Source organism: Paenibacillus soyae, from assembly GCF_024623455.1.
GTDB classification, from domain to species: Bacteria; Bacillota; Bacilli; order Paenibacillales; family Paenibacillaceae; genus Pristimantibacillus; species Pristimantibacillus soyae.
Genome location: NZ_JANIPJ010000027.1, coordinates 1 through 14,195 on the forward strand (window position 1 = coordinate 1; position 14,195 = coordinate 14,195).

The 14,195-nt window shown below is 56.2% G+C and carries 11 protein-coding genes; 8 read left to right on the forward strand and 3 right to left on the reverse strand.

The genetic code is table 11. The annotated features are described in order from the left end of the window. Positions 1-231 precede the first annotated feature (231 nt). Together NQZ67_RS26395 and NQZ67_RS26400 are read right to left on the reverse strand one after the other, a co-directional pair. Complete coding sequence (locus tag NQZ67_RS26395; protein WP_257451883.1) at positions 232-3,321, reverse strand: FAD-dependent oxidoreductase; 3,090 nt, start codon at positions 3,319-3,321, stop codon at positions 232-234. A 147-nt stretch (positions 3,322-3,468) separates the two neighbouring features. Next, positions 3,469-3,678 (reverse strand): hypothetical protein, encoded by a 210-nt coding sequence (locus tag NQZ67_RS26400; protein WP_257451885.1) that lies wholly within the window; start codon positions 3,676-3,678, stop codon positions 3,469-3,471. A gap of 238 nt (positions 3,679-3,916) precedes the next feature. Between NQZ67_RS26400 and NQZ67_RS26405 the strand changes: the two genes are divergently transcribed. From NQZ67_RS26405 to NQZ67_RS26430, 6 genes are all read left to right on the forward strand, one after another. Beyond that, positions 3,917-4,333, forward strand: coding sequence for an RrF2 family transcriptional regulator (locus NQZ67_RS26405; protein WP_257451888.1), 417 nt, complete (start codon positions 3,917-3,919; stop codon positions 4,331-4,333). Between the two features lie 66 nt (positions 4,334-4,399). Next, positions 4,400-4,711: a thioredoxin gene (trxA, locus tag NQZ67_RS26410; protein WP_257451890.1), complete on the forward strand. Its 312-nt coding sequence runs from the start codon at positions 4,400-4,402 to the stop codon at positions 4,709-4,711. A gap of 143 nt (positions 4,712-4,854) precedes the next feature. Continuing rightward, entirely contained in the window at positions 4,855-7,239 is a 2,385-nt protein-coding gene (locus tag NQZ67_RS30740; protein WP_257451893.1) for an S-layer homology domain-containing protein, read from the forward strand. A gap of 327 nt (positions 7,240-7,566) precedes the next feature. After that, complete coding sequence (locus tag NQZ67_RS26420) at positions 7,567-8,913, forward strand: ABC transporter substrate-binding protein (RefSeq protein ID WP_257451895.1); 1,347 nt, start codon at positions 7,567-7,569, stop codon at positions 8,911-8,913. 108 nt (positions 8,914-9,021) lie between these two features. Further along, a complete protein-coding gene (locus NQZ67_RS26425) occupies positions 9,022-9,882 on the forward strand; it encodes a carbohydrate ABC transporter permease (RefSeq protein ID WP_257451898.1) in 861 nt (286 codons plus the stop codon). A 22-nt stretch (positions 9,883-9,904) separates the two neighbouring features. Next, a complete protein-coding gene (locus tag NQZ67_RS26430) occupies positions 9,905-10,759 on the forward strand; it encodes a carbohydrate ABC transporter permease (RefSeq protein ID WP_257451900.1) in 855 nt (284 codons plus the stop codon). 130 nt (positions 10,760-10,889) lie between these two features. Here the strand turns inward: NQZ67_RS26430 and NQZ67_RS26435 are convergent, their stop codons facing one another. Continuing rightward, positions 10,890-11,045, reverse strand: coding sequence for a hypothetical protein (locus NQZ67_RS26435; RefSeq protein ID WP_257451902.1), 156 nt, complete (start codon positions 11,043-11,045; stop codon positions 10,890-10,892). Positions 11,046-11,551: 506 nt separating this feature from the next. Between NQZ67_RS26435 and ychF the strand changes: the two genes are divergently transcribed. Continuing rightward, positions 11,552-12,652 carry a redox-regulated ATPase YchF gene (gene ychF, locus NQZ67_RS26440; RefSeq protein ID WP_257451904.1) on the forward strand — a complete coding sequence of 367 codons (1,101 nt, stop codon included), beginning with the start codon at positions 11,552-11,554 and terminating at the stop codon, positions 12,650-12,652. A 400-nt stretch (positions 12,653-13,052) separates the two neighbouring features. After that, positions 13,053-14,132, forward strand: coding sequence for a peptide chain release factor 1 (prfA, locus tag NQZ67_RS26445; protein WP_257451906.1), 1,080 nt, complete (start codon positions 13,053-13,055; stop codon positions 14,130-14,132). Positions 14,133-14,195 lie beyond the last annotated feature (63 nt).

Sequence of the window (14,195 nt, forward strand, 5' to 3'; positions counted from 1 at the left end):
CAGAAATCTAACAAAAAAAGGTGGCAGGTGGCCAGGCGGGGGAGGAGGCCTCCTCCCCCGCCTGGCACCTCATTGATCCATCCCAGATGGATATTCTACAAGCTTACACAAACTTCTTGACGCTACCAGTATCCCGGTAGAATAGGGAGAATAACGGTACAATCGCCGCTATTTCTCTCGGATAGTCATAGGAAGCTGCGGGAGCAAAGCGGCTCTGGCATGAGTAGCCGGCTACTCGTACACAACCCCCGCGTAGAACTCCACAACATCGCGGACGATCATGAAGAACTCGCCGTTCGTGATGGCGGCGCGATCGTCGATCGCGTCCAGCGTCTCCGGCAGCAGCCAGCCTCGCGCTACGAATTCATCCAAGGTGAGCGCGGCCGCTTCTTCTCCTCCGATCGCGCTTCCGATCGTCTTCACGGCCTGCTCCAGCGACAGCGGCTGCTCGTCGAAAGGCTCCGCGACGCCAACCAGCGCGGCGGACGGGTCGCCGAGGAAGAAGTCCGGATGCTGCTTCGACACCCGCCGCATGCTGTTGACGACACGCTCCGGATTCGACTTGCCGTCCAGGTCGAAGTCCATATTGTTCTCGCCGCCGCTCGTGAGCAGCATGCTGACGGCGGCGACCAGCCCTCGGTACGCCTTGTGCGACTTGTAGTACGGCGTTTCGATCGCGTCCACGTTCATGTACAGATCCATGCCCTGGTCGGTCAGACGCTGGCGAAGCTCCGCGATCAGCTCCTTCGAGCGGGACAGCTCGCGGAACGACATGCCGTTCTCGGCGGCCAGCTTAGCCGCCGCGCCCGCCGCTTGGCCGGTCGCCATCCCGAGCGGGATGACGCGCGCGCTGCCGTGCGGCAGCGAGTCGAAGCTCGCGGCGCGTCCGACGACGAGCAGACCGTCTACCTCAAGCGGCACGAGCGTGCGGAACGGCACGCCGTACTGCGCCGGCGAATAGAGCACGTATCCCCAGTCCGTGTGACTGGCCGCTTGAATGTCGACGTCGTAGGAGCCGTAGGCGATAGCGTCCCAATGGTCGCGGTTATCGAGCAGGTCGGCCATCGTCAAGCGGTACTCGCCCTCTATATGTCTCGATTCCCTGACATACAGCTCATCGAACGTATAGGCAAACTCCAAGCTCTCGAACTGCTCGTAGGTTTCCTTCAAATACTCCACGATGCGCGGCGCCTCCGCCTGCCCGATCTCCATGGCCGCCCGAAGGCTGTCCGGATCCAGCGGATCGACCTGGAAGATGTGCATGGCGTTGATCAGAATGGTGTCGTCGTTCTGCCGGCCGACGTTAAGCCCGCGGAGCTTCACGCGCTCCGGGTTGCTGGACACGTAATCCTTCGCTTTGTGAAAGCCCCACGCGCTCATCGAATCGATGCTCGTATCCGGGATGTCGTCGAACGAATCCCATATCTCCTGCGTCACGCCCTTCAAAGCGAAGACAAGCGTAACGGCCATCTGGGCGTCCGGTTCGCCGATATCCGCCCGTCCGAGCGTGTACGGAACGCCCGCCGACGCCGCGATATCGCCATCCTGCGTGGCGTCGATGACGGATGGCGCGGTAACGTCGAGCGCGGTCCCATCCTCCTGCACGATGCGCAGGCCTTTCACGGCTCTAGTGCCGTCCGGTCCGGCCTCGACCAAGGGCTCCATCGACTGCGCCTTAAGCAGCAGGTCGATGTTCTCCTCCTCCTTCACCATGCGGTTGAACGCGTTGGCGGCCGAATGCACATCGAAGGACGTTCCTTCGAGCTGGTCGTACCATTCCTGGAAGATGCCTTTGTTCAGAAAAATAAGCTGGCCCGGAATTGCCGATTTCTTGGGCGAATAGTTAAGGTCGAGCGAATTCAGTCCGCCTTCCGTGAGCAGGCCGCCCAGAATGTCGCGCTCCCTGCCGTCGACGAGCAGCACGCTAAGGCCGTTCCGCGCGGCGGAGATAGCCGCTGCTATGCCTTCCGCGTCTGTCCCCGCCACGATGACGTCGTAGCCGCTCCGAATCTCGCTTGCGGAAGCGATCGTCTCCAGCTCCTGACGCGGATGGCCGTTCTCCGTGCTGTTCGTCCGCAGCCAGGCATAGCCCGCCGCCGTCGTTACGATGGCAATGAGGAGCAGCGATACGGAGGCAATGACGACCTTTTTCTTGACGGCGGTCCCGGATGGCCTCTCCGTCACTTCCCGAGCCGGCACTTGGCCGAACAGGATCCAGCCGAACGGGACGAAGCGGGAGACAAGCGCGACCGTGATCCAGGAGCCCGCGAGCATAACCGCCCAGCTGCCGAAGTAGCGCAAGTGCTCAAGCAGGGCCGAGCCGAAATGCGGGATAAAGCGGTCGTACAGGAACAAGAATAAGAGATGAATCAAATAAATGCCGAATGAAAGCTGTCCGATGCCGTGCAGCGTTCCCGAAATCCATTTCGGAAGATGGCGATAGATGAAGAACGAAAGGCCAAGCGCGGTGAACGCGGAAAATAGTGTATGGAAATTCCATAAATACTCATACCACAAACCATGGTAGATAACCCCGTTCGCGCGAGCGTTGTGATACATGTACACATGGGACAGAGCTACCGTAAGCCAGGCGCCGAGCAGCAGCAGCCAAAAAGCGACCCGCCCGGCCGTCGCATGCTCCCGGGTCATCGCGATCCACTTCTTCACCTTCGGGTAATAGATGCCGAGGAACGCGCCCGTGAAGAAGAACGAGAAGTAGGAAAGCGACCAGCTTCCCTTGTCCGGCACCGGCTCCACGTAATAGTTGTATACGACGAAAATCCATTGCGCCGCGAAGCCGAAGGGGATGAAGCCGTACGCGATGCGAGGCCATCTCTTCGCCACCCACAGCACGATCGGGAACAGCAGATAGAACTGAATGCTAATATAGACGAAATACAGATGCGAATAGACATCTCCCTTCCGCAGCTTCGTCCAAAATTCTTGAAGCGAATCCGGAGACAGCAGCGGCTGGTTGTTCACTAGTTTGATATAAACGAAATATATAGCCGAAAAGACGATGTACGGAATCAATATGTATAAGAGCCGCTTCTTATAAAAGCCGGTGATCAGCTTCCTGTCGAGCGGGCGGTTGTAGTAGCTGTAGAACAAGACGAAGCTGCTGAGCAGGATGAAGGTCGGCGTGCCGAACCGCATGAAGATATTGACCAGGTTATAAAAGAAATAATAAGCGGACTCCTGCATGTAGATGGTGGCCGACGCGCTTGCGTGGACGGAGAGAACGCCGATGATGGCGATCGCGCGGACGAGCTGAAGCTCGGGAATACGTTCTTTTTTTACGATTGAGGGTAGCGTGTTCATAGTCTTCCTTTCCTCTTGCGTAGTCATCACTTAATAAAACGCAATTGGAAGAAAAGATGTTGCGCTTCCTGATATTGAGAATCCGTAAAGCCAAAGAACGGAGGCCCCGTCAGGTGCGCTCCGTTCTTCGCTTTACTCTATTTTCCGCTAACGCTCCTTGTCGAAGACGTCGATCAGCTCCTTTGCCCGTTCCACATCGTTCTTGTGCACTTTCACCCGTTTCACCGTGCCGCCGTCGAATTCGACCTTGGCTTTGAGGCCCTGCTCCTTGAACAACGCGTACAGCCGGTCGATCTCATCGGCTCTTGCGCCGCTCTCCGACCGCATGACGACCCAACGATTCCCAAACAAACCCATCGTGTTCACCTCCTAGGCGCCTTGGAGTGCGCAAATTGGAGACTCGTTACATGTATATTCGGGTATGGGATGCCATGATGACGATTTCGTCGCATGATGAGAAAAGTTTCATTCTGAGGCGAGTTCGAATAAGCAAACCGCTCTTGCCCCAAACTATAAGCGACGCGGGCGGCGGACTCTTGACAACATCAACTGTAACGGATATTATTACAGTATAAAGCAGGGAGGCCCGCTGACAGTGAATAGTGAATTTACGATCGCCGTACACAGTCTCGTATATTTGGCTTATTTGCCGGATAAGATGGCAAGCAGCGATATGATCGCCGAGAACGTCGGCACGCATTCCGCGCGCGTCCGCAAGGTGATGAGCGGCCTTCGCAAGGGCGGCTACGTGGAGACGAGGGAAGGCTCGGGAGGCGGCTACCGCCTAACGATCGATCCGGATTCCGTGACGCTCGCCGACATTTACCGCGTCATGGCGCAGGGGTCGCTGATTCCGAGCTGGTGCTCCGGCAATCCGGAGATGGATTGCGTCGTAGGCTCCAACATGAACGCCGTCATGTACGGCATCTTCTGCAAGGCGGAGAAGCATCTGGAGGATCATTTCAGCGGCATTACGATAAGCGATGTGCTGAAGAAGATTCACGCCTGCTAGGAAGCTTAAGCTTGGGTGAGACGGGTTTTCCCTTAATCATACATTGGATAGAGAGGATGATTGACAATGACAGTAGCATTGACGAAAGACAACTTCACGCAAAGCATTGAAAGCGGCGTATCTTTGGTAGACTTCTGGGCCCCATGGTGCGGACCTTGCAAAATGCAGCTTCCGATCGTAGACGAACTCTCGACAGAGCTGGAAGGCCAAGCGACCATCGCGAAAATCAACGTGGACGAAGAGCCTGAGCTCGCTTCCCAATTCGGCGTAATGAGCATTCCGACGCTGATCCTGTTCAAAGACGGCCAGCCGGTCGACAAGATGGTCGGTCTGCAAAGCAAAGACGCGCTGAAAGCGAAAATTTCGAATCAGCTGTAAGAGCAATACCGGTAAGATCCGCAGGTTATGCAGCGAGAGCTGCAAGCCTGCGGATTTTTTTTGTGCGCTGCTGCAACCGATCGTCCGCTAGCCTCGTCTAAAAAATGAAGATATTTACAATTATTTAAGGAGGTTAATAACAAGTGAGCGTACATATGAGAAAGAAAATGGCTATTCTGCTTGCGGCCGCGATGCTGGTCGGAACGGCGGTCGTGCCGTCCGCTTTCGCGGAGGACGCCGTTTCGGAGTCGCAAACGACGGAGGGGACGGAGGTGCCGGCGGAATCCCCGGCAGGAGAAACCGCCGAGGATCCGGAAGACGCGGCCATCTCCAAGGAGCAAGCCGAGAAGCTGCTGCGCCAATATATCAGCATTCCGGACGATTATAAGCTGCAGCGGTCCAGCTATTCGGGCCAGAAGCTGTTCGACGGCGAGCAAAAAATATGGCGTCTGGTGTTCACGAAGACGGTGAACGGCAGAGAGATGGGCAATATATACGCGTCCTTGGATTCGGATACCGGTCAGCTGCTCGGCTTCGATTCTTATTCGAACGAGCCAGGGGCGGCCCCGACCTATCCGCTTAAGGTGGACCGCGAGGCCGCCCAAGAGCTGGCCGAAGGCTTTATTAAGGAAGTGGCCGCGGATTATGTTCCGCAGATCGCGTTCAATGAAACGGATGGCGCGGACTTGCTGCCGCCGTTGTCCGGCAAGATCGTGCATCAGCTGCGCTTCGACCGGATCGTGAACGGCATGCCGTATACGGACAATTACATTCATTTAAGCGTAGACAGCGAAGGTCACGTTCTCGGCTTCCAGCTGCAGTGGGATGACACCATCGAATTTCCGAAGCCTTCGAAAACGTTAACCGCGGAGCAAGCGACGGCGGCCGTGAAGAAGCTGGCGAAGCCGGAGCTGGCCTATATCGTGACCCATGGCGAAGGAGGAAAGCGGGAGCCTATCTTATCGTACGGCCTATCTCCGATCGTTATCGATGCGGCAACCGGCGAAGAGCTGCAGGCCGGCGGCTATGGCGCGTGGGACGACGGCGTCGTGCAGGATGCGCCGCTGACGGAGAAGCCGCTCTCGGCTCCCCCGAAGGCAGGTAAGCTGTCCGAGGAGCAAGCTGCCGAAGCGGTGAAGAAGGCGTTCGGCTTGCCGGAGGGCGCCAAGCTGACGGAATCCAATTACAATGAATACGTAACGGAATCCGGAGAGACGAGCACGAGCTGGGATTTGAGCTGGTCTCTCATGAAGGACGGCAAGGAAGACGGCTATGTCTTCGCCAGCGTGAACGGCAGCACGGGCGCCGTGCGTTCCTACTACGGGTATTCCCACAGCGAACCGGCCGCGACGGGCTCGGTCCTGCCGCTGGATCAAGCCTTACAGAAAGCAGTTGATGCCGTTAAGGCCCAACTCCCGTGGCTGACCGACGAGCTGTACCTTGTGAAGCCGAATGAGGATCGCTACAAAAACGTTGCGCCGGACGAAATCGGTTCGTACCGGATCTCGTTCAAACATAAGGTGCATGGCGCTTCGGTCGATTACGACTACGTATCGCTGAACGTCAACGCGCGCACCGGCAAGGTGGAGAGCTACGATGCGAGCATCTCGGAATACGACTACCCGTCCAATGCGCCGAAGACGATCGATGCGGCAGAGGCGGTCGAGAGCTATCTGAATTACTACGATGTCGCGCTTACATATCGCGTGTTCCAGGAATTCTGGTGGGAAGGCAATCCGCTTCCCATCGAGAAATACAAACTGATGATGGCGTCGGGCGAGATCGAAGGCAGTGAAGTCGAGTCGAAATCGAAGGTGGAGCTGGTCTACAAGCTGCAGCAGAAGCCGCTGCACGAATCCGTATTCCTCGACGCGCAGAACGGCGAGTGGCGCAGCAGAGAGACGGGCGCGGTCACGACGCTCGAGGTGCCGAAGCCGACGGACGCCGCCGGGCATTGGGCGGAGGAGCCTCTTAGTCTGATGGTGGCGTATAAAGCGCTGGATCTGGAAGACGGCAAGGTGAGACCGAACGAAAAAATAACGCGCGGCGAGCTGATCAAGATGCTCGTACTGGCGAGGAACAGCGGCGGCGGCTATTATCCAATGTACGGAATGGACCAGGCGGGATCGGCGGAGAAGTCGACGGCATCCTTCGCCGACGTGGCGGCGGACTCCGAATATTTCGCCTATGTCGAGAGCGCGCTCCAGCAGAACTTGATCGACCTCGGCGACGGCTCGTTCAATCCGGAGGGGCTGGTCACGCGCGACGAGATGGCGGAGCTGATCGTAAGGGCGCTGGGCTATAACACGCTGGCCGATTACGACCATATCTTCAAATCGAATTTCAAGGACGAAGCGGCGATCGATAACAAGGGCCAGGCGGCGATCGTGGTCGGCCTCAAGATCATGAGCTTGTCGGACGGCAAGTTCCTGCCGGACAAAGAGGTGTCGCGAGCGGAAGCCTCCATCGCGTTCTATCGTTACCTGCAGAAGCGGGCGGAGCTTCAGGAAGCGCCGCTCCGGATGTAATAGACAGACGGCTGGTCCGAAATAACCGCATATAGACGAAGAGGGACATTTCCTAGGCGAAATGTCCCTTTCTGCCGTATCGCCAGAAATGGATAGAAAGAGCACCCTAGGAAAGTATCCCTGCTTCGCGGGAATACGAAATTTCCCCCTGTTTCGGAGAAAAATCTCCCTATTTCCCAGAGGAATCTCTCCCCCGAAATGATAGGAATGTAGCCCCGCAAACCGTTGATTTCACTAGTAAATCTGCCCTAGAATTTTAAGTGTAAGGCACGCAGAACTCGGGAAATAACCCGCTCTGGTCCTACTAACTTTAAGGGGGATTTATCAGTGAAGAAATCAGCACTCACGATTCTTAGCCTTATCCTCATGATGTCGATGTTCCTCGCGGCTTGCGGCGGCGGCAACAACGGCGGCAACAACAATACCGGCGCGACAAACACGCCATCGGCAACGCCTTCGGAATCAACCGAGCCTTCTAAGGCGCCGGATCCGGTCGACCTTCGCGTATTCTCGACCTTCGGCGGCACGGACGCGGCCCGCGAAGCGTTCCAGAAAGCGCTGGACGACTTTACGGCGGCCAACCCGCACGTGAAGATCGAGAACGACGTAATGTCCGCGAACGACGACGGCTTCCGTACGAAAGTCAACACGGACATGACAAGCGGTAACGAACCAGACCTGCTGTTCTACTTCGTAGGCGCCGACGCCAACGAAATCATCAGCTCCGGCAAAGTCGTAGCGCTGGACGAAGAGCTGGCGGCCGACCCTGAGTGGAAGAACGGATTTGCTCCGGCAGCTCTCGAGTTCACGAAGCACACCGACGGCAAAACGTACGCGATTCCATTGACCGGCTTCTTCGAAGGTCTGATGGTGAACAAGAAGATTTTCGCCGATAACGGCATCGAGCTTCCTACCGATTGGGAGAAATTCAAAGCAGCAGTATCCGCTCTGAAAGCAAAAGGCATTATTCCATTGTCCGGTCCATTCGACCAATCGCACTACCTGATCGAGCACTTCGTATTGGCGGCAGCCGGCGCGGAAGGTCAGAAGAAAGGCTTGAAAGACGGCGTCGACCCGAACTGGGAGAAAGGCCTTGCGGCGATGAAAGAAGTGTACGATCTGGGCGCATTCCCCGAGGACGCGGCGACGATCGACCTGGGCATGGCGGCGAACTACTACTCCGAAGGCCTTGCGGCTATGATCCTTGAAGGTTCGTGGGCAATCGGCGGCTTCTCCGACGACGTGAAAGCGAACACGACGGTTCTTCCATTCCCTGCGATCCCTGGCGGCGCGGGCACGGGCAAAGACGTGGTAGGAGGCTTCGGTACGGGCTTCTACATGTCGAAAGCGGCTTACGACGACGCGGCGAAGAAAGACGCTACAATCGCGCTCTTGAAACACCTGACTTCCCCTGAAGTAATCAAAAACATCGCGACAGCAAACGGCGGTACGCCTGCAGCTGCCGGCGTGCAGCCGGAAGGCTTGGCGCAAGCGGTGCTTGACGGCTTCGCGATGGTATCCGAAGCGACTTCCGTGAACTCGCCGATCGACTCCAAAGTGACGCCGGAGACGTTCAACACGATCCGCGCGAACATCCAGCCGGTCGTAACGGGCAAGAAGACGCCTGCCGAAGCGCTTGCCGAAGCGAAAGAGATTGAAACCGCAGCGAAATAATAGCGGAGTTAACGCAACCCGAACGAATGATAGTCGCCGCCCCTCTGATTCAAGGGCGGCGTCATCATTTCAGAGCCTTGCGTGAAAAATAAACATCGAAGGTGATGAATGATGAAGGGCGATCGCAAGTATATCGTGATGTTTCTGCTGCCTGCGGCGGCATTCTTGTCCATCTTCTTGTATTATCCGTTCTTTAAGAGCATGTATCTTAGCTTCTTCCGGACAAAGGGCTTTACGACCAAGACCTGGGTCGGCTTAGACAACTACGTTCGAATGTTCTCCGACGACCTGCTTGGCGCCGCGACGCTGAACACGCTCGAGCTGATGGCCTACGTCATCATCTTCCAAGTCGGCTTGGCGCTGCTGCTGGCGATATTGGTCGACAATATCACCTGGGGCAAAGGCTTCTTCCGGATGGTATTCTTCTTCCCGGTCGTCATCTCCGGAACGGCCATCGCTTTGCTGTTCGTGCTGTTCTACAATTTCCAATTCGGCTTGCTGAATACGCTGCTGCAGGATATGGGTTTCGACAAAGTAAACTGGCTTAGCGAAAATATGGCATTAAAAGCCGTAGCGATTCCTACGGTATGGCATTACGTCGGTTTTTATTTCGTACTGTTCCTGACCGCTATGTCCAAGATTCCGTCCGATTTCTACGAAGCGGCCAAGCTGGAAGGCATAACCGGGATCAAGAAGACGTTCCTGCTCACCATTCCGCTTATCATGAGCGACATCAAGGTCGTCATCACGCTCGCGATTACCGGCACGCTCAAGGTGTTCGAATTCATATTCGTCTTGACCCGGGGCCAGAACGACACGGAAGTGCTCGGTACGTATATGTACAAAAAAGCGCTCGTGGACCAGAACTTCGGCTACGGCTCGACGATCGCGATCTACATCGTCGTATTCGGCGTGCTGCTGTCGCTGCTCGCGAACCGTCTTCTGAAAAGGGATGAAATCACATACTAAGTGGTATTAGGGGTGTACGCGTATGCAATCTGTGCAATCAGTGAAGAAGCCTATCCGCATAAAGCCAGGCGTCGTCTTCATCTACGTCATCTTGTTCGGCTGGGCCTTAACGACGATTTACTCCATGTTTTGGATCGTGAACAACTCGTTCAAGCTGTCCCGGGATGTCATGAACCAATCATTTACCCTTGCATTCGATCCGGTTATGGATAACTATACAAATGCATTCGACCGAATCAACATCGGCAAAAGCTATCTGAACAGCTTGATCATGTCCGGCAGCACGGTTCTGCTGGTTCTGTTGTTCGGCGGACTAGCCGCCTATGTGCTGTCCCGGTTCCAGTTCCGCGGGAGAAGGGCGCTGTTCTCGATTCTGTACGCCAGCTTGCTCATTCCTGCGTTTGCGACGGTCGTACCGGTTTATGAGCTGGTGATCAAGTGGAAGATCGTGAATACGTATTTAGGTCTTATTTTCCCGCAGACGGCAGGCAACCTGACGTTCGCCATCCTCGTTCTGGCCGGCTATATGTCGACCATTCCGAAGGAGCTCGAGGAAGCGGCTTTTATCGACGGGTGCAACCGCTGGTCGCTGTTTACCCGAATTTTGTTCCCGATTTCCCGGCCCGCGTTCGCATCTGCCGCGATATTCGTCTTCCTGTGGTCGTACAACGACCTGTTCTCGGCCCTGATCTTCGTGAACAAAGAGACGGTTCGCCCGATCGTGGCGCTGCTCAGCGAGATCAGCTCCCAGTACGGAACGGACTTCGGTCTGATGGCGACGGCCGTCTCTCTGACCGTTGTGCCGGTGCTGATCATCTACCTGTTCATCCAGAAATATATCGAGAAAGGTCTGACGGAAGGCGCGGTCAAAGGCTAATGAACCGTCGCGCGCCTGCTCCCGAACGATCGCTCTACAGCCACGCTGTAACCGGTAAGGACCGGTTATGACGTGGCTGTAGGAGTTTATGGAGACGCGTTCGGCGCAGCTGTTGACGTATAAGAAAACATTAGAAGCTGGAGTCCGTTTTTTTCTCCTTTTTGTTAGAGAAGTTCGTGACGGACTTGGCGTCCTCAATCGTGTCGTTCACGAACGCCATGTCCTGATTCTTGGCATGCATCGCGGTCGTGCCTTTGTAATTGCCCTTGTGGTTCTGATTTTCCATGGATGTCACCTCCCTCGCTCCGCATAGTATTGCCCGAGCGGACGGAGGCATTCAGGGAGAGGTAGTTCAAAAAGTCCACTTTTGATCACGAAGCATATCGAGGAGCATACTCGACGTCGAATACCTCCTGTTTCCCACGAAAGTGAAGGGAAGCTTCGAAGCTTATTCCGATTACTTTCGCGGGGCCCTGTTTTAGCCGGAACAGCATATGCTTACGAAGTATGTTTCCCTCCGGAAACATTTGAGGTGCTCACGTAGCTACCGCTAAGCGAATGCTTACGATGTCGTTTTCTTCGAAAACGTTGACCGCTCCTTATTTTCCTAGCTTCATCCGATCTTCTGCAGCGTTTTGAAAAAACGCAACTTCGTAAGCATCGTCCCATGTGCTGAAAACTGGACTTTTTGAACACTTATTAATAGCGGGCTTTGCCCTTTCATTGTGCATGCCGCTGGGGTATAATGACGGGAGTTGTTTACATTCACGGATAATAGGGAGTGTCTGATACATGGCATTGAAAGCTGGAATCGTAGGATTGCCGAACGTCGGCAAGTCGACATTGTTTAACGCGATCACGCAGGCGGGAGCGGAATCGGCGAACTATCCGTTCTGTACGATCGATCCGAACGTAGGCGTGGTTGAGGTGCCGGACGAGCGTCTGGACAAGCTCGTGGAGCTGGTCGTGCCGAAGAGCATCGTGCCGACCGCGTTCGAGTTCGTGGACATCGCGGGCCTCGTGGCGGGCGCGAGCAAAGGCGAAGGCCTCGGCAACAAGTTCCTCGCCCACATTCGCGAGGTGGACGCGATCGTTCACGTCGTGCGCTGCTTCCAGGACGAGAACATTACGCATGTCGCGGGCAAGGTCGATCCGATCAGCGACATTACGACGATCAACCTGGAGCTGATCCTCTCCGACCTGGAGACGGTGGAGAAGCGCATCGAGCGCTCGCGGAAGAACCTCAAGGGCGGCGACAAGAAAGTTGCGCAAGAGGTGGAGCTGCTGGAGCGCCTGAAGGAAACGCTCTTCAACGATAAGCCGGCCCGCAGCATGGAGCTGACGGACGACGAGAAGCTGCTCATCCGCGACCTTCACTTGTTGACGATGAAGCCGGTGCTGTACGCGACCAACGTCAGCGAAGAAGAAGCGGCGAACTCGGACGGCAACGAATACGTGCAGATCGTCCGCAAGTACGCGGCCGAGGAAGGCGCGGAGGTCGTGCCGATCAGCGCGAAGGTGGAGTCCGAAATCGCGGAGCTTGAAGGCGAGGACAAAGAGATGTTCCTGCAGGAGCTGGGCATGGCGGAGTCCGGCCTGAACCGTCTCATCCGCGCGGCTTACAAGCTGCTCGGCTTGTACACGTATTTCACGGCTGGCGTGCAAGAGGTTCGCGCCTGGACAATCCGTCAGGGCACCAAGGCGCCTCAAGCGGCAGGCGTTATTCACACCGATTTCGAGCGCGGCTTCATCCGCGCGGAAGTGGTGTCCTTCGAGGATCTGGCGGCGGCCGGCTCCATGGCGGCGGTTCGCGAGAAGGGCCAGCTGCGTCTTGAGGGCAAAGAGTATGTCGTGCGCGACGGCGACGTTATGCACTTCCGGTTTAACGTATAGAACGGCCAGATCGGTCGGCTAGTTGGTCAGGGATCAACTCGGCCGCTTGAACGGCGCGCGGGAATTGCTCCACCACGGAGCGGCTCCCGCGCGCTTTTTTTTGGAGTTATTCGATGTGGAAATCGTGTCGATTCACAGGTTGTGGACAGGGTTTTTTTGTCGAATTGTGCACATGTGGATAACTTATCGGATTGCGGGAACAATCAAAAAGAGTAGAGTTTATGCGGGTTCTCAACAGGTCATGTGGATAGTGTGTATGGAAATGTGGACACGATGTGCACAGGTTGTGCACGGACTGTGGATAAGTTGTGCCGAGTGGGTAAAACCGCATATCGATACACCTTTCGCATTGTGTTATAATATTGTATATCTTAATGGAAAGTAACAGAGGTGAATAAATGTGTTTGACCGATTACAAGCACTCGCCGACCGATATGAGAAGCTGAGCGAGCTTCTATGCGATCCGGATGTGGCCAGCGATCCGAAGCGGCTGCGCGACTTATCCAAGGAACAATCCGATCTACAAGAGGCGCATGACGCCTATACGGAATATAAGCAGGTGTCCGAGCAGCTGGACGACGCCAAGCTGATGCTGGGCGAGAAGCTAGACGACGAGATGCGCGAGATGGTGAAGATGGAGATCGACGAACTGTCGGAGCGCAAGACCGAGCTTGAGGAGAAAATGCGCATTCTTCTCCTTCCAAAGGACCCGAACGACGACAAGAACGTCATCGTGGAAATCCGCGGCGCGGCCGGCGGCGACGAAGCGGCATTGTTCGCTTACGAGCTGTACCGCATGTACACGAAGTACGCCGATACGCAAGGCTGGCGCGTCGAGCTGATGGAGTATACGGAGAACGACCTTGGCGGCTTCAAAGAGGTTATCTTCTCCATCAACGGCAAAGGCGCTTACAGCAAGCTGAAATACGAGAGCGGCGCTCACCGCGTGCAGCGCATTCCGGTAACGGAATCCGGCGGCCGGATCCATACGTCGACTTCAACAGTAGCGGTTATGCCGGAAGTGGAAGACGTGGAAGTGGAAATTCTGGACAAAGACATCCGGATCGACACGTTCTGCTCGAGCGGCGCCGGCGGCCAGTCCGTCAACACGACGAAGTCCGCGGTTCGCGTGCTTCACGTGCCGACGGGCATCATGGCGACTTGCCAGGACGGCAAATCGCAGAACGACAACAAGCAGAAGGCGCTCCAGGTTCTGCGCGCGCGCATCTACGACATTCGCCGCCAAGAGGAAGAGGCGAAATACGCGGGCGAGCGCAAGAGCAAGGTGGGAACGGGCGACCGCAGCGAGCGGATCCGCACGTACAACTTCCCGCAGAGCCGCGTGACCGACCACCGCATCAACCTGACGCTGCACCGTCTGGATTCCGTCATGAACGGCGACATCGGCGACATCATCACGTCGCTCACGATCGCGGAGCAGGCGGAAGCGCTGGAACGCGAGACGATGGGCACCAACTAATAAGGGAATCCCCGCTGGGAGTCCCGTTACAGCCGGTTCGCTGCTCCGTTTGCCTTGTGGCAG